The 21696-nt window shown below is 39.8% G+C and carries 21 protein-coding genes and 1 other RNA gene; 6 read left to right on the top strand and 16 right to left on the bottom strand.

Going from position 1 to position 21696, the window contains the following annotated elements:
• Position 1: 1 nt before the first annotated feature.
• Positions 2-517 (bottom strand): hypothetical protein, encoded by a 516-nt coding sequence (locus ACULLG_RS14685; RefSeq protein ID WP_452127552.1) that lies wholly within the window; start codon positions 515-517, stop codon positions 2-4.
• 110 nt (positions 518-627) lie between these two features.
• On the opposite strand from ACULLG_RS14685, the gene ACULLG_RS14680 reads away from it, so the two are divergent.
• Positions 628-1776 (top strand): cysteine desulfurase family protein, encoded by a 1149-nt coding sequence (locus ACULLG_RS14680; RefSeq protein WP_452127551.1) that lies wholly within the window; start codon positions 628-630, stop codon positions 1774-1776.
• On the opposite strand, the gene ACULLG_RS14675 is transcribed toward ACULLG_RS14680, so the two are convergent.
• The 3 genes from ACULLG_RS14675 to ACULLG_RS14665 are packed head-to-tail and all read right to left on the bottom strand — an operon-like array spanning position 1773 to position 6597.
• Positions 1773-2426 carry a hypothetical protein gene (locus tag ACULLG_RS14675; protein WP_452127550.1) on the bottom strand — a complete coding sequence of 218 codons (654 nt, stop codon included), beginning with the start codon at positions 2424-2426 and terminating at the stop codon, positions 1773-1775. The genes ACULLG_RS14680 and ACULLG_RS14675 overlap by 4 nt on opposite strands.
• A gap of 9 nt (positions 2427-2435) precedes the next feature.
• Positions 2436-4952: a TonB-dependent receptor gene (locus ACULLG_RS14670; protein WP_452127980.1), complete on the bottom strand. Its 2517-nt coding sequence runs from the start codon at positions 4950-4952 to the stop codon at positions 2436-2438.
• A complete protein-coding gene (locus ACULLG_RS14665) occupies positions 4906-6597 on the bottom strand; it encodes a M23 family metallopeptidase (RefSeq protein ID WP_452127549.1) in 1692 nt (563 codons plus the stop codon). The genes ACULLG_RS14670 and ACULLG_RS14665 overlap by 47 nt, the downstream gene beginning before the upstream one ends.
• 153 nt (positions 6598-6750) lie before the next feature.
• Here ACULLG_RS14665 and ACULLG_RS14660 point away from each other — a divergent pair, with 153 nt between their 5' ends.
• From ACULLG_RS14660 to ACULLG_RS14640, 5 genes are all read left to right on the top strand, one after another.
• Positions 6751-7041 (top strand): hypothetical protein, encoded by a 291-nt coding sequence (locus tag ACULLG_RS14660; protein WP_452127548.1) that lies wholly within the window; start codon positions 6751-6753, stop codon positions 7039-7041.
• Between the two features lie 13 nt (positions 7042-7054).
• Positions 7055-7348: a cell division protein ZapA gene (locus ACULLG_RS14655; protein WP_452127547.1), complete on the top strand. Its 294-nt coding sequence runs from the start codon at positions 7055-7057 to the stop codon at positions 7346-7348.
• Positions 7349-7402: 54 nt separating this feature from the next.
• Positions 7403-7512, top strand: a non-coding RNA gene (ssrS, locus tag ACULLG_RS14650) — 6S RNA.
• Positions 7513-7563: 51 nt separating this feature from the next.
• The gene (gene rny / locus ACULLG_RS14645) at positions 7564-9135 is read left to right on the top strand and encodes a ribonuclease Y (RefSeq protein WP_452127546.1); all 1572 of its coding nucleotides are present in this window, start codon (positions 7564-7566) and stop codon (positions 9133-9135) included.
• 71 nt (positions 9136-9206) lie between these two features.
• Positions 9207-9626: a CBS domain-containing protein gene (locus ACULLG_RS14640; RefSeq protein WP_452127545.1), complete on the top strand. Its 420-nt coding sequence runs from the start codon at positions 9207-9209 to the stop codon at positions 9624-9626.
• 40 nt (positions 9627-9666) lie between these two features.
• On the opposite strand, the gene ACULLG_RS14635 is transcribed toward ACULLG_RS14640, so the two are convergent.
• The 12 genes from ACULLG_RS14635 to ACULLG_RS14580 all read right to left on the bottom strand — a co-directional run bounded on the left by ACULLG_RS14635 (position 9667) and on the right by ACULLG_RS14580 (position 21688).
• Positions 9667-11715 (bottom strand): DUF349 domain-containing protein, encoded by a 2049-nt coding sequence (locus ACULLG_RS14635; protein WP_452127544.1) that lies wholly within the window; start codon positions 11713-11715, stop codon positions 9667-9669.
• A 141-nt stretch (positions 11716-11856) separates the two neighbouring features.
• Positions 11857-12609, bottom strand: a complete 753-nt coding sequence (locus tag ACULLG_RS14630; RefSeq protein WP_452127543.1) for a shikimate dehydrogenase family protein — start codon at positions 12607-12609, stop codon at positions 11857-11859.
• A complete protein-coding gene (locus tag ACULLG_RS14625) occupies positions 12563-13600 on the bottom strand; it encodes a DUF368 domain-containing protein (RefSeq protein ID WP_452127542.1) in 1038 nt (345 codons plus the stop codon). The genes ACULLG_RS14630 and ACULLG_RS14625 overlap by 47 nt, the downstream gene beginning before the upstream one ends.
• Before the next feature lie 17 nt (positions 13601-13617).
• A complete protein-coding gene (locus tag ACULLG_RS14620; protein WP_452127541.1) occupies positions 13618-14535 on the bottom strand; it encodes a DUF368 domain-containing protein in 918 nt (305 codons plus the stop codon).
• Between the two features lie 26 nt (positions 14536-14561).
• Positions 14562-15962: a tetratricopeptide repeat protein gene (locus ACULLG_RS14615; RefSeq protein ID WP_452127540.1), complete on the bottom strand. Its 1401-nt coding sequence runs from the start codon at positions 15960-15962 to the stop codon at positions 14562-14564.
• 86 nt (positions 15963-16048) lie between these two features.
• Positions 16049-17245, bottom strand: a complete 1197-nt coding sequence (locus tag ACULLG_RS14610) for an aspartate aminotransferase family protein (RefSeq protein WP_452127539.1) — start codon at positions 17243-17245, stop codon at positions 16049-16051.
• Between the two features lie 4 nt (positions 17246-17249).
• On the bottom strand, positions 17250-18923 hold the full coding sequence (locus ACULLG_RS14605) for an OstA-like protein (RefSeq protein WP_452127979.1): 1674 nt from the start codon (positions 18921-18923) through the stop codon (positions 17250-17252).
• A 123-nt stretch (positions 18924-19046) separates the two neighbouring features.
• Positions 19047-19334 (bottom strand): hypothetical protein, encoded by a 288-nt coding sequence (locus tag ACULLG_RS14600; protein WP_452127538.1) that lies wholly within the window; start codon positions 19332-19334, stop codon positions 19047-19049.
• A 47-nt stretch (positions 19335-19381) separates the two neighbouring features.
• Positions 19382-19924 (bottom strand): GNAT family N-acetyltransferase, encoded by a 543-nt coding sequence (locus tag ACULLG_RS14595; RefSeq protein WP_452127537.1) that lies wholly within the window; start codon positions 19922-19924, stop codon positions 19382-19384.
• A 35-nt stretch (positions 19925-19959) separates the two neighbouring features.
• The gene (locus ACULLG_RS14590; protein WP_452127536.1) at positions 19960-20343 is read right to left on the bottom strand and encodes a DUF1428 domain-containing protein; all 384 of its coding nucleotides are present in this window, start codon (positions 20341-20343) and stop codon (positions 19960-19962) included.
• Between the two features lie 44 nt (positions 20344-20387).
• On the bottom strand, positions 20388-21308 hold the full coding sequence (locus ACULLG_RS14585) for an AraC family transcriptional regulator (RefSeq protein ID WP_452127535.1): 921 nt from the start codon (positions 21306-21308) through the stop codon (positions 20388-20390).
• Positions 21305-21688: a DUF2200 domain-containing protein gene (locus tag ACULLG_RS14580; protein WP_452127534.1), complete on the bottom strand. Its 384-nt coding sequence runs from the start codon at positions 21686-21688 to the stop codon at positions 21305-21307. Before ACULLG_RS14580 ends, ACULLG_RS14585 begins: the two co-directional genes overlap by 4 nt.
• Positions 21689-21696 lie beyond the last annotated feature (8 nt).

Below are 21696 nucleotides of genomic sequence, written 5' to 3'. Positions count from 1 at the left end.
ATCAAGGTACTGCCGTGGTCACTTCCCCAAATTCATCTATGGTCAAGTTTGTTATGCGTTCACCGTTCTCAGCAACAAAGGATACACCGGTCAATGTAATGGTATGAACAAAGCTGGTGCCGTTTGTGTCGGCTACGGTGACAATGGTAACAATTCCATCTTGCGCCTCTATTTCTTGAGCGACTGTTGGAGTTGCTGGAGGAACAGCATCACAAAAATAATTGCTGGTCACATTTTCCGAAAAGTTCCGATACGTCAACTTAGATTGTGCAGGAATTGTGCTTGTAGTGGTGATGGTTTCACCAACTACCCCATTATTGAGTGCCCCACTCTGTAAATCGAGTATAAGGGCTTCGGTGGTGTTGATTTTAAATAGAATATTGTTGGTGCTGGCAACAGGATCCGCACAAAACTGCAGTGATACATCATTAAAATCTATAGTTTCTACCTGTAGGTCACCATCACTGCAAGATACCAAGGTGCAAATCAATAGAATGGGGATGAAGAATTTTCTCATTTGCCAAATTTAATGGAATTCCATTTTAATACACCAAACTAGGGTATACTTTAAAAGAAATTAACTTTATTTCACCTATTTTTGGGGCGTTTTAAATTGATAGCTAAGTCATGCAAAAAGTGTATTTGGACAATGCGGCAACTACCCAGGTGAGGGAAGAGGTAATTGCCAAAATGCAAGAAGCGCTTGCCCTTTATTATGGAAACCCTTCATCTACCCATAGTTTTGGAAGGTCGGCAAAGACCGCTGTGGAAAGAGCAAGGAAAACCATTGCCAAAATATTGAACGCCCATCCGTCTGAAATTATTTTTACCTCAGGAGGAACGGAAGCCGACAACATGATTTTACGTTGTGCGGTTCGCGATCTTGGGGTGGAGACCATTATAACCTCTAAGATTGAGCATCATGCCGTTTTACATACCGCAGAAGAATTGGAAAAAGAGTATCCGATTTCCCTGAAGTTTGTTGATTTGGACGAAGACGGTAATCCAAAAATAGAGCACCTCAAAGAGCTTCTAACTACCGATGATTCAAAAAAATTGGTGAGCTTGATGCATGTGAACAATGAAATAGGGAACATCATAGATATTCATGCCATAGGGGAACTTTGCAAGGAGAATGGTGCTCTATTTCATTCAGATACGGTTCAAAGTGTAGGACATTATCCTTGGGATGTGCAAAATACATCAGTAGATTTCTTTACCGCTGCCGCCCATAAATTTCATGGCCCAAAGGGGATTGGTTTTGCCTTTATCAGGAAAAACTCTGGATTGAAACCCATGATTTTTGGAGGGTCTCAGGAGCGCGGATTTAGAGCCGGTACCGAGCCGTTTCATAACATTGTTGGTTTAGAGGAAGCTTTTGTGCAAGCCTATGAACATTTGGATGAGGAAATAAGCTTTGTAAAAGGATTGAAGCGTCATTTTGTTGAAAAAATACAACAAGAGATTCCCGAGGCTCTTTTCAATGGTCTTTCTGGAGACTTGGACAAAAGTACTTACACTTTGGTCAATGTACGTCTTCCGTTTGACAAGCAAAAGGCATTGATGTTGCTTTTCCATTTGGATATCAAGGGAATTGCTTGTTCCAAAGGAAGCGCATGTCAATCTGGAAGCAATATGGGGTCACATGTGCTTAACGGAATACTTTCTGGGGCAGAGTTGGAAAAGCCTTCGCTCAGATTTTCTTTTTCAATGTACAATACCAAAGAGGAGATAGATTACACCATTGGTGTACTTAAGGAATTTGCAGCGAGCTAATTTTTATTCTTTCGTTGTTTCTTTTCCTTATCATAAGGAAATTTACGTGAGGCAAGTTTCATCATTTTATCAATAAGCTCGGTGGTGTTTTTACCGGTTTTTTTGGTGATTCCCTTTTCATATTTCCAAAGAAGCTTGCCTGTGTCGCCATCACTAACCTTCACACCAATTCTACCGTAGTTTGCATTTCCGCTAAAATAATCCAGGAGACTGAAATTGGTGGGCACTCCTTTGGAAAGTAAAATGTTCAGGTTTAGGTTTCCGCTTATAATACCATCAACCTTGAGGATTTTGCACAGTTCCTTTATCGTGTATATATCAAGATTGTCGTATGTGACACCATTTTGCGAAAGTATAGCATTGGTATCCTCAATATTTTGAAATTCAACATTGAATTTTTTACGCTTCTTTCGCTTTGAAAAATAGGTTTCTAAGGCATTTTGAACAGCAAAACCTTCTTTTTTAGCCAGATTTTTGAGTTCATTTTGATCTACACTTTTTTTGAGGTCCAAATTGGTAATAAAAGGTACTATGGCCAAGAGTTCATGATGGGCACTGAGCTCATCAAACCTTCTATTTTCATATATGTTCTTTTGTGCACCAACAACGGTACACACTAAAAATGTTATAATGAACAAGCTATTTTTCATCCACTTTATTTAAAATCGCATTCCAAATTTGACATTGAGCACTCTACTGGTCAAAAAATTAGGAACAGCAAACTGTTGTTGTGTATCCACGTCACGGATCCAGGTGTTGGTAATGGAATTTTGATTGTTGAACATGTTGAAAATTTCAAAACCAAAACTAAATTCCTTAAAACTATGAAGCCAGTGCCCTTGCGGATGTTTGTTTTTACTGTCGGCAAAAATATAGGAAATTCCCATATCGGCCCTTCTATAATCTCTTAATCTATTCTGAAAATCATAGGGATCGGCATTATTGGGAGAGCCACCGGGTACTCCTGTATTATAAACCAAATTGAGATGCAGCTTTAAGTTTGGGATGGTTGGCACGTAATCTTGAAACAAAATGCCCAGCTTTAAACGCTGATCAGTAGGCCTTGAAATATTTCCTCGGTCATCCATATTTTCTTCCGTTTGAAGGTAGCCTACACTGACCCATGATTCAGCTCCAGGAACAAAAGTACCAGTCAGCCTAAAATCCAATCCGTAAGCATAGGCTGTTGCATTGTTTTGGGCTGCATATCGAATACGTACATCCTCGATGGTATAGGTGTTGACATTGTCCAAATCTTTGTAATAAGCCTCCCCTGTTAAAACAAAAGGACGATTCCATAAATTAAAGCTGAATTCACTGCCCAACACATAGTGAATGGACTTTTGGGCCTCTACATTTGGATTTATGGTGCCAGTAATGGCTCGTAGTTCCCTATAAAAAGGCGGTTGCTGATAACTTCCAATTGCAAAGCGAAATAAGAGGTCTTTTTCCCAATCAGGTTTTATGGAGAACTGAGCCCTTGGACTGAAAAGCGTTTGCGAGTTACTTTGAAAACCCTCACCATTAAGGGTCCAATGTTGAGCACGAAATCCCAGATTGAAATAAATGTTGTGCTTTCCCCATTGGGTTTGTTCACTATATTGGGCAAAGCCCGAGAATCGGTTTGTTTTGGCAAAATTTACAGCTTGTACACCTTCAAAAGCTACTAGATCTCCCGTAAAAGGCTCTTCTGGTTGATTGTTTATGACAGGAGGTTGTGAGGGACGGATGAAAAAACCGGCAGAATCTATGAATTCGGATTCTCTAAGTTGATCCCTAAAATCCTCATGGGTAAATTTTATGCCCCACTCCAAAGATTTGCCATGTTTTTTATACTGGCCTCTATGGTTCAGGTTAAAAATTAAGGCATCCAACTGGTTACGTGCCCGGTTGAATTGTGAGCCCACACCTCTTGATGTGGTGGCCTCTCCTAGATCATCTCCTAAATTAACATCCACCTCGGCCAACTCATACGAAGTAATAATATCTGAAAATTCCTCTTCTTGGATATGGTTAACGGACGAAGTAACATGCAATTTTATATTGTTGTCCACCAAAAAATCGGCTTTTACGGCTCCCAAAGCATTTATATATTTACTGTTCTCCCTGCCTTCATAAAAAACCAATAATGCCCTGGGATTGTTTATGGTTCCAAAGTTGGTTTGACGGGAAAGGGGCTCATTTTCATAGTCGTTTATGGCATAATTCCCTAAAAAGTTAAGATGGAATTTTTTCGAAAAACGGTAGGTGAGAAAACTTTGCGCATCTACAAACTTTGGGTTGAAATTACTTTCAGTCTGCTGGCTGTTGACCAAAAGCCGATTATTGCGATAGCGTAACCCGCTAATGCTACTGAACTTTCTGTTTTTTGAAATGGTTTCCAGGGTAGTGCCAGCACCCAAAAGGCTTCCTTCAACACGAAGTCCAAAATCTACGGGGGTTTTATAAGTGATGTCAAGGACAGAGGACAATTTGTCTCCATATTTGGCTTGAAATCCCCCAGCTGAAAAATCCACTTGTGAAACCATATGACTGTTGATGAAACTTAAACCCTCCTGTTGCGCGGAACGAACCAAAAAAGGCCGATAAACCTCAATACCATTGACGTAGACCAGATTTTCATCAAAATTACCCCCTCGAACATTGTATTGTGTGCTAAGTTCATTGTTAAAGGAAACACCTGGCAATAGTTTCAGGATATTTTCAACACCAGCGTTTGCTCCTGGGATTTTGCGAACAATTTCTGGCTCTATGGTAGTTACACCTTGCAAGGTTTTATCTCCAGTAGGTGTTACCTCAACCCCGGCAACCTGAATAACATCTGTTTTCATTACCGGATTGAACTCGAAGGTCTCATTGGAAGTTAAGATCAAGTTTTCAAGAACAATGTTCTTGTGTCCTAAATGCGAAAATGTGACGGTATTTTTGGTTTCGGCAACCACTTCCAACAAATAATAACCATTGGAATCAGTGGTTGTACCAACTAAACCTGAAACAATGTTCACCTGGGGAATGGGGTCGCTGTTTTCATCCAAAACGGTACCCAAAATCGTTGCCGTTTGGCTTTGGGCCACAAAAACCCATAAAATTGCCAGAGGAACAAGTAGTCGTTTTACATTGATCACGTTGTCATTTTCTGAAGAAAGTACTTTTAAAGGTAGTGGAATTACCAACATTATCGGCAACGATCACTTTTAGGTCACATTGGGTCTTATCCAATATTTTATCGTCAAAATTATAGATAATGGTCTTGGTCTTGGGTTCGTATTCCATCAATATCCATTCCCCGTTCAAAGTTGCATTGTAGGTGCTTATTCCACTTAGGTCATCAGAAATTTCCAAACTTAAATAGCTGTAATTGCTCAACCATTGCTTCTCTTTAAAGTTTTTTGCCTTGATTGTTGGGGGAACGGTATCTTTTGCCAGCGTATAAGTTCCAAAAGAGCGGGTGCGGGTGGTGAATAACCCATCACGTTTGAACGTTCTGGAATGTAGAGGTATTTTTTTATCGTTTAAACGCGCAATAAAAAGTTGTTTTCTTTCGTCATAAGAATATTTGGAAACATCAAAGCTTACAGTGAAATTACGATGGGCTGCCACGCTGTTGTCATGGATTGAAACAGTATCTTTTCCCTTTTTTAAATCGATATAAAAATCTTCATAAAAGGTATTGGCGGGAAAGTAGACCTTTGCCGCGCCCAAATCAAAATTGTTGGGTTTGTCGGCTATTACAAAATCATTTGTTGAGTTATTGTCCTTTTTTATTTTGATTGTTTCTCTGACTCCCTCGATAGGGATAACCAATTTGGTCAGATTGCCCTCAACATCTGAAATATGGATTTCGACCGTATAGGATAGGCCCTCCTTAACGGTTATTTTTCCATTGTTATGAAGATTTTTATAGATTCCCAATCGGTTATACGGCTCCTTAAAGCATTTTTGTATGCGCTGACGAAATTTCCCAAAATGTGCATAATCAATGAGTGTGTTGATGTATCGCGTTTCCCGGAAAGAAAAGGTTTCAAAATCGTATTCGGAATACACCTGCCCATTTACAACTTGTTTTACGGCGTAAACTCCATTTTTATTGGCGGCCATGTCTTGCCTGTCAAAACCATTGAAACCGAAACCAATGTCTCCGATGGCCTTCACTGGATCGGTCAAAAAACTGCCATCGGGTTGCTTTGTGTAGTTCAGTTGAATTTTTTTGGCACTCTGGTTTATCACGGAATTATTGGACAATGGATATGCAAAAAGGCCTACCAAAGAAGGATTTGTTGCATCGCGAACCTCGTATCCGTATAGTAGGGGATTGGTTGGTTTCTCTGTAACGCTGTTGCGAATTTCGAAATGCAAATGAGGTCCAGAGGACCCCCCAGTATTGCCTGAATAGGCAATAGTACTGCCTTTTGATACTTTCAATTCACCAAAGTTGGGAAAGGCCTCCACCTCGTATGATTGTTTTTTGTATTGCAGCTTTTTTATATAGGCTTCAATTTCGGGACTGAACTTGCGTAAATGTGCATAAACTGAAGTATATCCATTCGGGTGGGCAATGTAAAGCGCTTTACCATATCCCCAATGAGAAACTTTAATTCGGGCCACTGTTCCATCAGCTATGGCAATTATGGGTAAACCCTGTCTTCCTTGGGTTTTGATATCGATGCCAGAATGAAAATGGTTTGATCGTAGCTCGCCGAAAGTTCCGGCCAAAATCAAGGGGATTTCCATTGGTGAACGAAAGGCATCATTTGGATATTTTTCTTGGGCGGTTAAGAAAAGGGAAACTAAGTAGATAACTCCAAAAAAATATAAGCGCATACTGTGGTTTATAATTACTTACGAAAGTAACCAATGTTTTGATTAGTCAAAAGCAATAAAAGTGCCAGAAATAACCTGAAGAATAAATCCAAAAACTATTGCGAGGTACAGCAAGGTTGGTTAACTTTGTGTTATACGCATTGATGTTTGCATATGGGCGAACTGGTTGAGATTGTTGATTCTTTAGAAAATAAAGTTAGCAAATTGCTGCACAAGTTGGAACTGGTGCACAAGGCCAATGCTAAGTTGAAAGAAGAATTAAACCTTGCAAAAGAGGAAAACCAATTAAAGCAGAATGCCGTTACAGAATGGGAGGAAAAGTATAACTCCTTGAAAATGGCAAACACAATGCTGGGTAGTAATACGAATAAAACAGAAGCTAAGCTCAAGATAAATACGTTGATTCGCGAACTGGATGTTTGCATCGCTAAACTTGCAGACTAGCTTGTAACCAAATATGGAGGAGAAGCTCAAAATAAAGCTTTCCATTGCAGATAGGGTATATCCATTGACGATAGACCCAAAACAAGAGGAAGGATTACGAAAAGCGGCCAAGAACATTGACAATTTGGCCAAAAAGTTTGAGCAAAATTATGCAGTTAGGGACAAGCAAGATGTACTTGCTATGTGTGCACTGCAGTTTGCCTCTAAAATTGAACAGGGCGGAATTGACCGTTCGGAAAATGCCACAGCTGCAATAGAGCGGCTTAAAGCGTTGAACGACTTGGTACATTCCAAACTGGGAGAATAAGTTCTTTTAAATAAAATATTGTTACTGCCCACATTGGTAATAAATTTTTGACAAGCTCAACACTATTATAATTAGAAAGGGTGAGTTTAGGTTGTGAAAGCGGGCCCTACCTGTATAGGGATTCTTGAGCAGCTTGTTAGCCCTAAACCTGTAATTTGGAGTTTGTACAAAACTTCGGCCGATGTGGGCTTTTTTTATAACCAAACATAATCAACATGGATAACACTATCATAATTGTTGTAGCTGCCGTTGTAGGATTGGTGATTGGAATTGCCATTGCTAAAATGTTGGAGAAGGGAAAAGCGACAAAAACTATTTCCAATGCCAAAAAAGAAGCTGCAGATATCATAAAGGAAGCGAAGAAAGAAGGAGAGAGTATTAAAAAAGACAAAATATTCCAAGCCAAAGAGCGATTTTTGGAACTCAAGGCCGAGCATGAAAAGGTCATTATAAATAAGGATAAAAAGATAGCTGAATCTGAAAAGCGAACCAGGGATAAAGAATCGCAGATCAGCAACGAATTATCAAAGGGAAAGAAACTGAATGAAAAATTGGAGGCTCGAATCAAAGATGTTACTTATAAAAGTGAAATACTTGATAAGAAACAATCCGAGGTAGAGAAATTACATAAAAGTCAGGTACAGCAGTTGGAGGTTATTTCAGGACTCTCTGCAGAAGATGCAAAAAGCCAGTTGTTGGAATCCCTTAAAGAAACTGCCAAGACTGATGCCATGGCCTATCTGCAAAGCACCTTGGAAGAGGCCAAACTCACCGCCCAACAAGAAGCTAGAAAAATTGTCATTAACACCATTCAGCGTATTGGAACCGAAGAAGCGGTTGAAAACTGTGTTTCTGTGTTCAATTTAGAATCTGATGATGTCAAAGGTAGAATCATTGGACGGGAAGGACGAAACATTCGTGCCTTAGAATCGGCCACAGGAGTTGAAATCATAGTGGACGATACTCCCGAAGCGATTATCCTTTCCTGTTTTGATTCGGTGCGAAGGGAAGTCGCCAGACTCTCACTACATCGTTTGGTTACGGATGGCAGAATTCACCCGGCCAGAATTGAGGAAATTGTTAAAAAGACAGAGAAGCAGATAAACGAGGAGATTGCAGAAATCGGAAAAAGAACGGTAATCGATTTGGGAATCCATGGACTTCATCCTGAACTAATCAAGGCGGTAGGCCGCATGAAGTACCGTTCTTCTTATGGACAAAATCTTTTACAGCATTCCCGTGAAGTGGCCAAACTTTGTGGGGTAATGGCCGCTGAACTTGGATTAAACCCCAAATTGGCAAAACGCGCCGGTTTGTTACACGATATTGGAAAAGTTCCGATGACGGAAGTAGAAGTGGAGACACCTCACGCCATTCTTGGAATGCAATGGGCGCAGAAATATGGGGAGAAAAAGGAAGTATGCAATGCTATTGGCGCCCACCACGATGAAGTGGAGATGACTACCCTTATTTCACCCATTGTACAGGTCTGTGACGCCATCAGTGGCGCAAGACCCGGTGCAAGAAGACAGGTACTTGATTCCTATATCCAAAGGTTGAAGGATTTGGAAGATATCGCATTTGGTTTCAACGGTGTTCAAAAAGCATACGCCATTCAGGCCGGAAGAGAATTACGTGTTATTGTGGAGAGCGAAAAGGTAAGTGATGACAAGGCAGCTGAACTTTCTTTTGAGATTTCCCAGAAAATTCAAACAGACATGACCTATCCAGGTCAGGTAAGAGTTACCGTCATCAGGGAAACTAGATCTGTAAATGTGGCGAAGTAGCGCCTGATAAATGTCATTCTTTTATATAAGGAACCAAGGTAATTTCATGGGTGGATATTAAATCTATCAAAATGAAAAAGAACGTACCTGTTTCAAAGATAATGACCACCGATTTGGTCACACTCACTATTAAAGATGATCTTACCACGGCCGAAAAATATTTCAAGAAATATGGAATAAGGCACATACCCATTGTCTCCGGTAATGCCATTTTGGGGATGTTGAGTCTAACGGATCTATTGCGAATCAGTTTCGCTGATGCTGTGGATGAAACTGAGGAAAGTGTGGATACCATGGTGTACAATATGTTCACCATTTCCCAAGTAATGGCAAGGGATGTAGTCAGTGTTTCGCCTCAAACAACAATCAAGGAGGTCGCAGAATTTCTATCTCAAAAAGAATTTCATGCACTACCTGTAGTAGAGGACGGTAAATTAATGGGAATAGTCACCACAACCGATTTAATCAATTATTTGCTGGAGCAATACTGATTTTATGTGTGGCAAGGTTTGAGGCAAGCAAGGAGTAGGTCTATTCCTCTTCACCACTAGTTTCCTCGTCCGCTCTGTTCCGGGTATTTTTGAGAATATTGAGTTTTTTCAGCTTTGCTTTCCAGGTTTCCAAGGATTCTTTGTGACTCTCAATATTCTTGACCACGTCTTGGACCAAAGGGTTATCTTCTGACGCGTTTGAGAAAAATTGCAGATTGTTCTCCAACTGTCGAATCTCCGACTTGCTCTCATCTATTTTTTTACGGATAAAAGCCCGTTCGTTGTTAATGGCATGGTCGTCGTCGGATTTGGCAAGTTGCTGCATTTTATCACCGTACTTTAACAGCTCGGATTCCCGTGTTCCAACTCCAAGTTTTTTGAACAGGGCATCCACAATTTTGTTAAACTTACCATTGATGTGCTTTTTTCGATAGGGAATACGACCATGTTGTTTCCACTCCGCCAAGAATTCCTTTAACGTTTCCAGGTCTTTTTCCTGATTTCCACTTAACTGAAACGCTTTTAAACGCTCCAAGCACGCACTTTTCTTTTCAAAATTCTCGTATTCCTCCTTTTGCGATTCATTTTTCTCAGCATGCAAGCGGTCAAAGTAATGATTGCAGGCTTCTTTGAAGTCATTCCAGATTTTATCCGAATATTTCCTGGGAACATGTCCTATTTTCTTCCATTCGCTTTGAATACGCTTCATTTCTGGAGTGGCCATTTCCCAATCCTCACTATCTTTTAGTGATACGGCAAGACCTAATAATGCTTTTTTCTTTTCCAGATTTTCAAGCTGATCTTTTTTCTGGTTTTTATAGAAGGCATTTTTACTTCTGTTGAAATTTCTAACAGCTTCCTTGAAAGCGCTCCAAGTTTGCTCGTTTACTTTTTGAGGTACTTTTCCAGCCTTAAAAAATGCTTCACGCAGTCCTTCAACTTCCTTTATTTGCTGTTGAAGTGCTCTATGATTGTTGGACACATTTTCTGCAATAGCTGAAATGGAGACGATAATCTCCTGCTTCTTTTCCAGGTTTTTCTCGTAATCTTTTTCCAGTTCTTGGTAATGTTCCTGTCTGCGGTGGTGCATTGCCTTGGTGGCGTTGCTGAAACGTTCCCAAACCTCTTCGCGTTGCTCTTTGGCAACCGGACCTATGTCCTCTTTCCAAATTTTATGCAACATTTGAAGCTCTCTAAAAGCTTTGTTGATGTCGGGTTCTTGCGCAAGGGCTTCTGCCTTTTCTACCAATTTTAGCTTTTCTTCAAGGTTGTGCTTAAAGTCAAGGTCGCGCAATTCCCTATTTAAGTGGAGAAAATCGTAAAAGATTTCCATATGATGGTGGTAGGTTCGCCACACATCGTTATAATTTTTTCTTGGAACCGGTCCGGCATTTCGCCAATTTTCCTGTAGTTCTTTAAAGTTCTTGTACGTGGTGTTTATATCCTCTTCAACATTGACAAGACTCTTGAGTTGCTCAATGATCTCAAGGCGTTTTTGAAGATTATTTTTTAGATTTTGCTCTAGTTGCTTGTAATACTGGTCCCGTTTTTCACGGTATTCAGAATACACCTCGTTGAACTGCCTTTTAGCTACAGAATTGTATCTAAAATCAATTTCATTTCCACCATTGGCAACAAACTCCTCCTTTTTATGCTCGATAAATTCTTGGAACTTTTGATCAAACTCGTATTTAATGGAGCTTACATGCTTATTTATGGCCTGAACCTTTTCGTTTTTCACCAAGCGCTGTAATTCACCAACCAAATTTTCCATCGACATGGCATGGTAATCAAGCATGGGAATATGATGTCTTTTTTCATTTTCCACGTCCTCGGCATCCTCAGCATTTGATTCTTCTATTTCCTCGATATGCTCATCGGGCTGTTCTTCATTTTCAGAAACAGCACCATCCTTGGTTTCTTCCGAAACTTCAGGAATTTGATCCTCTTTTTCCGTATTTGACTTTACTGGCTCTTCGGATGTTGTTGGTTCAGAAATGGGGGTTTCTTTCGCTGTTGTTTCTACATTATCCGCTATATGCTCAGTACCACCTTCAGTTTCCTGAAGTTTTTGCTCCTTTTCCTGCATCAGTAGTTTCTTTTCCTATGATTGACGTAATTATAGCCAAGTTAACAACTATATTACCCATTACCAAAGGTATTAATTCTTCTTTTGAAGGAGTTTTGTTATGTATGAATCAAATAAATGTGCGTATGGGGGCAGGTACTTTTATGGACTGTTCCAAATTTCCCAAGCTTTTTCAGCTTGGAACCTGAGCATATCCATACCATTGCAAATGGCAGCATTTTTAGCTTCTCCTGCTTTTAAAAAGGCTGTTTTCTCTGGATTATAGATCAAATCGAACAAAAGATGCCGATTACTGAGAAAGTGGTATGGAATTGTAGGTTTTTCTTCAATGTTGGGGTAAGTGCCCAAGGGTGTGCAATTAACGATCAGCGCATGCGATTGCATAACAGTTTCATCCAGCTCTTGGTAAGTAAGTTGCTCCGACTTTTTGGTTCGGGACACATAGACGGGGGCAATTCCCAATGTTTGCAATACAAACTTAACGGCTTTGGATGCTCCTCCGGTGCCCAAAATCAATGCCTTACTGTGATGGGGTTTTAAAAAAGGTTCCAACGACTTTTGGAAACCATATGCATCAGTGTTGTACCCCAAAAGGCCATTTTTGGTAATTTTTACGGTATTTACAGCTCCTATTTCTTCGGCTGTGGCATCTATATCTGACAAAAACGGTATAACTTCTTCTTTGTACGGTATGGTTACATTGAACCCTTTGAGGTTATCTTGCTTTAGGATGGTGCCAAGATTGGAAATATCGCGGATGTCAAAATTCTCATAGCTGTGATCTGTTAATCCCAACGCCTTGAATTTTTCGGTGAAATATCCCTGCGAAAAGGAATAAGAAATTGATCTACCGAGCAGTCCGAACCTGTTTTCTTTCTTTTCTGTTTTTTCCATACCAATCCAAAACCAATAATACCAATATTCCGAGAAACACAAAAAGTATGGCCCACCAAGTTTCAGCGATGCCAAAATTCGGAAAATAGCGCTCGTAATTGAGCACAATTTTATCTCCATTGGAATCTATCAGGGCGTTACCCAGATCATCCAACTTAATAATGGTTCTTTTCCACGGCCATACAACCCCTAAAGAACCTGTGATGAAACCCAATATGACCGCCGTGGATATCGCTTTGAAATGCTTCAACACATAGCTTAACAAATGCGAAAAGGTAACCAGTCCCGTTGCCGAACCTAAAGTAAAAACGGCCAATATTTTAAGGGTTTCCATTCTCTTTTCGTTATTGACAAAGTCAAAATCACCAGCAAATACTTCAGATAGGGTATCGTAGAGGGCATTTACCGAATCGACCAGCAACAATACATAATTACCCAACAAAATAAGGATGAAAGAGCCTGACAAGCCTGGCAAAGTCATACCAGAAACGCTAATGATACCGCAGAAAAAGATAAACAACAGGTTGTCGTTTTGGGTAGCTGGGCTTAGAAAGCTTATGGAAATGCCTATTATCAAACCTATAATACCGGCGGGAACGGTTTTTTTATTCCAATGGTGAAAATCTTTGGCGATGTAGTAAATAGAGCCCAGAATCATTCCAAAAAATCCGGCCCACACAAATAGCTCTTTTTTGGCCAAAAAATAATCCAAGACCCTTGATACGCTAAAATAGCTGACCAGCATCCCGAAAATGAGCAGCACCAAAAATCGTCCGTTGGTATACTGATAAAAACTTTTAAACCTACCATTGAACAGTAGCTTAAAGGCTTTGGAGTTTATCTTTTGGAGGGAATAGATGAATTCTTCATAAAAACCGCCAACAAACGCCACAATCCCCCCGGAGACGCCGGGAACTTTGTTGGCCGCACCCATACAAAGTCCTTTGATCACCAAAAAGAAATTATCCAGAAATGTTCTAGGCTGATGCATTTGAAAATAGGGTTCTCTTATTTTTTGGAAGCAATTTTTTCCAAGATAAAAATAAGCGAAAAACCTATCAATGCTAAGATTACGGCCAGTATTAATTGATTGTCACCTTCAAAGGCTGTGGGCCAAACGTTTATATCATCGATGACCACTGTTTTATCGCCAAAAGTTTTTGTTTCCAGTACTTTTTTCCAGGGCCAAATCTTGTTCAGTGATCCCAAAATGAAACCGGTTAGCAAGGCAAGGGTAAAGTTTTTATAATTTTTGAACATCCATTTTAGCAATCGGGCAAAGCTTAAGAGGCCAAAAATTGCGCCTACTGTAACTGTTATCACAATTTTGAAGTCTCGTTCATGAACAGCGTCCAAAATAGTTTTGTAAGACCCCAAAAGTACCAAAATAAAGGCTCCTGAAATTCCTGGAAGAATCATGGCGCATACGGCCAATGCCCCTGAAAGGAACAAATAGGGCAGGCTATCTACATTTTCGTTGGGCGGCAGTTCTGTGATAAAATACGCCGCCGCAGCTCCGATAATAAAAATTAGTATCGTTCCCGGAGTCCATTTTTTTATTTCCTTTCCAACAAAAAATATACTGGCCAAAACGAGACCAAAAAAGAAAGACCATAATAAAATGGGTTGGTTTTCGAGCAGCCAACTTAGAAATTTTGCCAAAGACAATACACTGATGAATATGCCAAGGAAAAGCGTGAACAAAAAGTTACCGTTTACCTTGGACCAAGCAGCTTTTATTCCGTCTGTTTTAAGGACTTTGACCAAAGAAAGGTTAATGTTGTTTATAGAAGTAATGAGTTCTTCATAAATCCCGGAAATAAAGGCAATTGTGCCTCCAGATACTCCAGGAACGACATCTGCCGCGCCCATGGCCATTCCTTTTAGGGTAATGAGCACATAATCTTTAAGTTGGCGTACTTTCATGTATTTACTAGTAAATTTCTGGGGTTTTAGGTGGAGGCCTTTTTTATTTCGGAAACCAAAGTTTGTAACCAGGCTATTTTGTTGAATTCAGGAAATTCATCTTCGAATAATTGTAACTTGTCCATATCCAACTGCATAGCTGCGGCCAGTTTTTCTTTTGCCTGTAGCACCTCGCCATTTTTCAAATATAGTCCGGCGAGTTTGTACATTAATTCTGCACTTTCGGGATAAAATTCCAGTCCTTGGATTAGTACTTGAATGGAGGAACCAAAATCTCCAGAGCTTTTGAGCACATGGGCCCAGTTGTTCCAAGTGTCAAACTCATAATTCCCCAGGTCGACGGTTTGCTTGTAGGCAAAATCAGCTTCATCGAAATTTTTAAGGGCCGCATAGATTTTTGCACTTCGTTTCCAATAGGTCGGGTTATCGCCGTCAATATTAATGGCTTTGTTGATGTAGTAGAGTGCTTTTTCAAAATTGCCCAGTTTGTAATGAAAATCTGTGATGGCCAACCAACCTTTGTCTAGAAGTGGGTCTTCGTGCACCGTATTGTAATAATAATATTTAGCCAAATCGTTATTTCCCAATTTCTCATGGCATCTACCGATTCTTAGATAGGCATGTGAAGTTGGATCTTCAATGGATATGGTGGTCTCGTAGTTTTCGATTGCCTCGTTGTACTTGCCCAGTTTTTCCAGGACCTTGCCTTTTTCGAAGTACGCCCCAATAAACGAATCGTCAGAGATTATGGCAAAATCAAAAGAAGTCAAAGCTTCTTGGTACATTTCTTTGGTATAGTACATTTTTCCCAATTGGTGCCAGGCTACTTCGCAATAGGGGTTTTGTTCCAAATAGTCATTGAGGTAGTGAATAGCGCCATCATAATCCTCTAAAAATTCAAAGCAATAGACCACGTTGTATAAGGAGGAATAATCACTGTGGTCAAACCCTACACATTTCATAAAGCTCCGTTTTGCCTGTTCAAAATCATCCATAAAAAGATATTCCATACCCAATAATGAATGGATATCGAAACTATCTTCTGTAAGTTGAAGCGCCTGTAACAGCAAATTTATTGCTTCGGGGTGATTGTCTTGCTTTGACTGAATGTTTGCACGTTGAATGAAAATTTCCTCGTTATGGGAAGCAATGGTCTGAAGTTGATCTAACAGTTTTCCTGCTTCCTCATATTTATCTTCAAAAACCAAAACCTCAACCCGTAACAGCTTTAATTCCAATGAATTTGGGTGCTGTTCCAATCCAATTTGAATAGCCTTTTTTCCAAGGGATACTTTTCCGTTGTTCAAATAATAGTGGATGATTTCCTCAAAGTCCTCTGCGTCAAAGAAATACACATCATCTGTTTTGAGCATGGACTCAAACTTGCTAATGGACTTGTCAGGATTTTCGTTAGAATCTAACGCCATAGAAACGTGTTTGGTTTAACTATGGACTTAAAATTAGCCGTTTGCGGGCATCATTAAGTCGATGTTTGGGGTATGTTATCAACAATTTAGTTAACAGGGCTAGGCTTGAAGGTGTTTAAAATACTGATGATTTGGTCACATCCTTGGGCAATTTCTTCTTCGGAAATGGTCAAAGGTGGCGATATGCGAACCGCTTTGGGTTCAAAAAGCAGCCAAAAAAGAATAAGTCCATTTTTAGCAGCTTCCAATACCAAAAAATTGGCGATTTCAGAACTTTCAAACAGCAAGGCAAGCATTAACCCTTTACCTCTAATTTCTTTAATCAAAGGATGTACCAAAAGGGTCCTGAAAAGCTTTTCCTTCTTTATGGTTTGTTCAACAAGCTGGTTTTCAGTAATTTCCTTTAGAGTGGCCAAACTGGCAGCAGCAATTACGGGATTACCGCCAAAAGTGGTTATATGGCCCAACTTGGGCCCCACCTGAAGGCAATCCATTAGTTTTTTGGAAGCTACAAACGCTCCCACGGGTAATCCAGAGGCCATACCTTTACCAATGACCAAGATATCGGGTGTGCAATTGTAATGTTCAAAAGCAAAAAGTTTTCCTGTTCGGCCAAAGCCTGGTTGAATTTCGTCTAGAATAAGCAATGCACCGACTTCATCACAACGTTTTCTAACTTTTTCAAGATATCCATCTTCTGGAAGTATAAAACCCGCCCCTCCTTGAATGGTTTCTAAAATAACTGCAGCTGTTTTCTTGGTGATTTTATCTAAATCGGACTCTAAATTGAATTGAATAAAGTTGATATCGGGGATCAATGGCCTAAAAGGACTTTTACGTTCCTCGTATCCCATAAGACTAAGACTTCCCATGGTATTCCCATGGTATGCATGGTTGGCAGCGATCAATTGTGACCTTCCCGTATAACGCCTTGCCAATTTGATGGAACCTTCAATAGCTTCTGTTCCCGAATTTACCAAATAGGTGGACTCCAGGTTTTTGGGTAGGAGCGAAGCCAAGAACTTGGTGTAAGCAACGGCGGGTTGCTGTACATATTCACCATAGACCATCACATGCATGTATTTCTCCGCTTGTTCCTTGACTGCATTCACCACTTTGGGGTGGCAATGGCCCAGGGTACATGCCGATACGCCTGCAACAAAATCAAGGTGTTTTTTACCACTTATATCATAGATATAACTGCCCTGTGCATGTGAAACTTCCAAACCAAGTGGATGCGGAGTGGTTTGGGCCTGATATTTTAGGAAATCTGTTTTTGACATAAGGTTATTGTACTTTTTTAACCTCGGTCTTTTTGGGTTTTGTTGCCTTTGAATTGGGTGCTTCGGTCAAGGTTTCACCACTGTTTTTCTGTCGTTCCTGTTCTTCTGTATCGATGTCAACGGGATTATCTATGCCTCGTATTTTTACAAGTTCTATATTGTTGTCATCTTCATCAAATATGTCATCCTTTTTAAGGATTCTTTCTTCGCCGCGCCATACAAAACCTTTTAGTTTTCGACTTTCTACTGGCAGTTCCTTTTCCGGAAATATATCTCCATCCGGGTTAACAAAAAAAGTAATATCCTCTATATCGTTGTTGGCCATTTCCAATCTTATTTTACTGCAAATGGTCTTGTCGATTCCAACTAGTTCGTCGTCATCATTGTACACATAGTAAATCACCTCTGTGTTTTTGACAAGGTCAATGATTTTGAGCTCATTTTCAATGAATTTTCCAAACAAATCCTTACCCTTAGCCTGATTGTACCCTTGCTTTCCTATGGTGTCAAAAGAGATGATAAAGGCATTGTTCAATACTTTTAGCGAATCCAATTTATCGGTTTCCTTGTCGGATATTAAATGGATGCTGTCTCCTGTTATCTGGTTTTCTACGTTCCAGATAATGGGGTCTGTAATCAACTCGGTAACCCCTGTTGCTTCGTTGTAATGGATGGAATCACATTTTCCGCTTAAGTCCGTTTTGTAAAATTTAGCATTGCGGAAGGCTCTGATAATTCTTGCCTCAGGCTTGCCAGTGGCCATTAAGGTGTCTCCATGCATATAAAGAGAATCTTGCTGCACAAGACTGATAGTAACAGCTCTTTTGGTAGCAAAAACGGAGTCCTTTTCTTTAAAAACCTCGGCATAATGCGCTTTGATTACACCATTGTTTATGGTATCTGTTATTTTGATGTTGTTCGTAGCGGAGGCGAAGGAGGAAAGTTTGTCAAAATAAAGACTATCACCTTCAATAATTTTATTGTCGTAGTTGATCGTGGTGTTTTTTACACCATACCCTTGTTCGATTTTAGTATCGTAAAAACCACGTTCGCAATAGATTTGATAATCTTCTCCCACAATGGTGGAGGGACCGTACATATAGGCATTTTTGGAAATTCGATAATAATCGAGCTGTTCGGAATCTATAATATATTCCGGATTATCAATATGTACCTTTTTACGAAACTGCACTTTTTTGAGCTCCATAAAGTAGTTGCCTATAATACTGGTGAGCACATTGGCAGAATCCACAACTTTTCCTCCCGAACGGTAGTAAGACAGTTGATTTTCTCTATCAAAATACAAAGTATCGGTTGTCAAGGTCATTTGTCCATCAGTAAGATCCACATTTTCCCAAGACTTGGCTAGTTTGGTATTTCCATCGTAGTCAATTTTTCCGCTGTTCATTTCAATGGAATCTCCTTGTTGCAAACGGATGTTGCCGATAGCTCTTAAGCGGTTTTCAGCAGAATAGAAAATGGCAATGTCGCACCATAAATCAGCACCTTGGTGCTCAAACTGGACCTGACGCTCATCATCTTTGCTAAAAATGGATGCTCCAGGATATTTCTCCTCGTTTTTGGTAAAATTGGCCCCATAAACAATATTAATCTGTCTACCTTCGGTAGCTTGGGGTGCATCTTGCCCGAACGTCACAAAAAAGGACAGGACAATCATGAAAAAAGAAACGGTCTTCAATCCAGCTAATTTTGCCCAAAAGTAGGGTTTTTGGGCAAAGTATGTATGCAGATTTAGAAAGGTTTAATACTAAAACAACAATCCTTGGGTTATGATTTGGTTCTATTCCCTTAATTGAAAAAGAATGTCCATAATCTCAATATTGGGGGCTTCAGTAATCTCGTAAGCTTCAGGAATGCTCTTTGCCAAATCAGATGTTCGATATGCTTGTAATGATTCTGCAGAATCCCATATGTAGACCCCTCCATAATGTCCGGGTTGACCAAGTTTCACATAGTATTTCTGTAAAAGTCCGGTTATGGCCTTGAACTGGGATTCGCGTTCTTTGGCTCTTTTTAAAAGTTCTTCCTCTGGAAGGTTTGATTTTAGTTTGATTACTTGTATGATCATGTTTTCTAGTTATAGTGGCTAAATTGGATTATCTCAAATTTCAATCCCTAATAATCCATTGGGTCGTCTTCAACAATGGCGTAATGGTAATTGTCTTTCCATTCCCCTCTAATCGGCAGTATTTTTCTTCGTAAACCTTCCCGGGTCATTCCCGATTTTTCAAGAACTCTTATGGAAGCAATGTTTTCGGTGGCGACACCGGCCTCAACTTTATGAAGCTTAAAATCATTGAATCCTGATTTTATAAGAGCTTTTGACACTTCAGTGGCATATCCATTTCCCCAAGATGAGGGCAAGAGTTTGTAATAAATTTCACCAAGCTTAAATTTGTTCAGGGACAAAGTTATTCCAGCAACACCAATAAATTCATTGGTGTTTTTAATCATGATCTTCCAAAAAAAAGATTTTCTCTTTTCAGAATTTTGGGCATCGATAAAAGGCCGAATCACTTCTTTGGTTTCTTCAATATCTTTTGGAATGCCCAGTGCATTGTACTGATCAACTTCTGGGATGGAATGAAGTCGGTGGATGTCGGATAAATCATCCCAATTTATTTCGAGTAGTTGTAACCGTTCAGATGCTATGGTCATATGTACTTTGATTTGTCTTAAACCCCATTTTTACTTTATTGAACCAAGGGTTCAAACCCACCATACGCCATGCGTTGCGCATCAAAAGTTATTTTTGAAGCACTTGTCAAGGGAGCTATTAAATCAACCATTCTTGGGTCGGCCGCGACCTTTTTGTTTGCAAGATCACGCGCTTCACGCGAAGTGAATTCGACCCAACCAAATATAATGGCTTCATCCTTTTTTGCTTCCAAGAGTTCAGAAAATGAACGTGTCCCTTCCAATTTTAAATCTTCACCAACATACTCAAAGTAGGCAAGGGCACCATATTCCTTCCAAATCTTTGCAACCTTCTCGGCCACGTTCTTATATTGATTCAGATGGTTTCGTGGAATGGGAAGAACAAATCCATCTATGTAATTTGAGCTGTTTTCCTTCATTTTTATCCTATTTAGTTGTTCGGGAATTGAACTCCCTTTGGGTTTTATTCTATTGGAATATACAAATCCACGAGGAATTTTTTCTGTGGATGTTCCCGGTAGTCATTATGATAAATCTCGAAAGGGTTTTCTGGGCTTTTTTTGTATCCATTTTCATTCATCCAAATAAAAAGACCGGTCCAGGCTTTTTCAAATTCGTTTGGTGTGATTTCAAAGCTTCCAACAATACACTTTGATTGGTTAATGATGAATTTATGGATTTCACCTTCAGTTTTATAAGGTTTATCGCTCAGTAAAAATATGCTCATGCGTACTTTGTCCGGTGCTGTAACTTTTACACTGTCATAGAAAACCCTCCCCAATTTGGTTTCGGCATCTTTCATTAGATTTTGCGGGTTCGCCCAGCGCAGCACTTTTTCAAACGCTTGTTCAACGCCATGTATTCCGATGTGCGTTACCCCGGCAACATTCATTTCGGGAGTTTCCTTGATTTCAATTTTTGCATGCATCGCTATCCATTTTTTAAGATTAGTAATGATGCAAATGTATTTTTCATGGTCGGGGTAGGTTTGACCATTCTTGCTTTCCAATTGACGAATCTTGCTAAACTTGTTCGGGTTTTGTTTTAAAAACTCGGTCGGATTTAGTCCGTAGTACTTTTTAAACGCCCTGGTGAAGGAGGAAAGGTCGTTAAATCCATTTTTGTGGGCTATTTCTGTTGCGGTGATGGTTTTATGACGTAAATCCAACGCAGATTTTTCAATTCTTCGCCGCGTCACATATTGATTTAAGGTTTCGCCTGTGATAAATTTGAAGACTCTATGAAAATGATAAGGCGAAAAAAAAGCAACTGCTGAAACCGTGTTCAGGGATAAATCGGAATCCAGATTCTCATCTATAAACTCAAAAACCCGGTTAATTCGATTTTTATAGTCTGTTTCCAATACCTCATTACGACTGATCATCGGGCTGGATTTGTTTTAATTGGTTCGTAAGATTTTTCCATTTTTCGCCCTTTGGCCAATTCATCCACCAATTTATCCAAATAGCGGACTTGTTGCGTCAATGGATTGTCAATTTCCTCGATGCGATACCCGCAAATCACACCCGTGATAAGTTGTGCATTGGGATTTAGCTGGGCGTCTTCAAAAAATGCCTTAAAAGTCACCCTATCATCAATTAGTTTTTGGATTTTCGAGGCATCAAAACCAGTTAACCATTCAATCACCTGGTGCAACTCTTCCGTGCTTCTTCCCTTCTTTTCAATTTTTGAAACATAGTGTGGATACACCGAGGCAAAAATCATTTTTGCCATTCTTTCGTTATGTTCTGGTGTGGTTTTCATTGTTCTTT

The organism is Flagellimonas sp. 2504JD1-5, assembly GCF_053618295.1.
The sequence above is the reverse complement of the archived record's forward strand: the minus strand, read 5'-3'. Positions and strand labels throughout refer to the sequence as shown.

Bases quoted from the DNA above. Each gene is read 5' to 3' on its own strand.
- ACULLG_RS14685 (WP_452127552.1), bottom strand. From the start codon at position 517: ATGAGAAAATTCTTCATCCCCATTCTATTGATTTGCACCTTGGTATCT.
- ACULLG_RS14680 (WP_452127551.1), top strand. From the start codon at position 628: ATGCAAAAAGTGTATTTGGACAATGCGGCAACTACCCAGGTGAGGGAA.
- ACULLG_RS14675 (WP_452127550.1), bottom strand. From the start codon at position 2,426: ATGAAAAATAGCTTGTTCATTATAACATTTTTAGTGTGTACCGTTGTT.
- ACULLG_RS14670 (WP_452127980.1), bottom strand. From the start codon at position 4,952: ATGTTGGTAATTCCACTACCTTTAAAAGTACTTTCTTCAGAAAATGAC.
- ACULLG_RS14665 (WP_452127549.1), bottom strand. From the start codon at position 6,597: ATGCGCTTATATTTTTTTGGAGTTATCTACTTAGTTTCCCTTTTCTTA.
- ACULLG_RS14660 (WP_452127548.1), top strand. From the start codon at position 6,751: ATGGGCGAACTGGTTGAGATTGTTGATTCTTTAGAAAATAAAGTTAGC.
- ACULLG_RS14655 (WP_452127547.1), top strand. From the start codon at position 7,055: ATGGAGGAGAAGCTCAAAATAAAGCTTTCCATTGCAGATAGGGTATAT.
- rny (WP_452127546.1), top strand. From the start codon at position 7,564: ATGGATAACACTATCATAATTGTTGTAGCTGCCGTTGTAGGATTGGTG.
- ACULLG_RS14640 (WP_452127545.1), top strand. From the start codon at position 9,207: ATGAAAAAGAACGTACCTGTTTCAAAGATAATGACCACCGATTTGGTC.
- ACULLG_RS14635 (WP_452127544.1), bottom strand. From the start codon at position 11,715: ATGCAGGAAAAGGAGCAAAAACTTCAGGAAACTGAAGGTGGTACTGAG.
- ACULLG_RS14630 (WP_452127543.1), bottom strand. From the start codon at position 12,609: ATGGAAAAAACAGAAAAGAAAGAAAACAGGTTCGGACTGCTCGGTAGA.
- ACULLG_RS14625 (WP_452127542.1), bottom strand. From the start codon at position 13,600: ATGCATCAGCCTAGAACATTTCTGGATAATTTCTTTTTGGTGATCAAA.
- ACULLG_RS14620 (WP_452127541.1), bottom strand. From the start codon at position 14,535: ATGAAAGTACGCCAACTTAAAGATTATGTGCTCATTACCCTAAAAGGA.
- ACULLG_RS14615 (WP_452127540.1), bottom strand. From the start codon at position 15,962: ATGGCGTTAGATTCTAACGAAAATCCTGACAAGTCCATTAGCAAGTTT.
- ACULLG_RS14610 (WP_452127539.1), bottom strand. From the start codon at position 17,245: ATGTCAAAAACAGATTTCCTAAAATATCAGGCCCAAACCACTCCGCAT.
- ACULLG_RS14605 (WP_452127979.1), bottom strand. From the start codon at position 18,923: ATGATTGTCCTGTCCTTTTTTGTGACGTTCGGGCAAGATGCACCCCAA.
- ACULLG_RS14600 (WP_452127538.1), bottom strand. From the start codon at position 19,334: ATGATCATACAAGTAATCAAACTAAAATCAAACCTTCCAGAGGAAGAA.
- ACULLG_RS14595 (WP_452127537.1), bottom strand. From the start codon at position 19,924: ATGACCATAGCATCTGAACGGTTACAACTACTCGAAATAAATTGGGAT.
- ACULLG_RS14590 (WP_452127536.1), bottom strand. From the start codon at position 20,343: ATGAAGGAAAACAGCTCAAATTACATAGATGGATTTGTTCTTCCCATT.
- ACULLG_RS14585 (WP_452127535.1), bottom strand. From the start codon at position 21,308: ATGATCAGTCGTAATGAGGTATTGGAAACAGACTATAAAAATCGAATT.
- ACULLG_RS14580 (WP_452127534.1), bottom strand. From the start codon at position 21,688: ATGAAAACCACACCAGAACATAACGAAAGAATGGCAAAAATGATTTTT.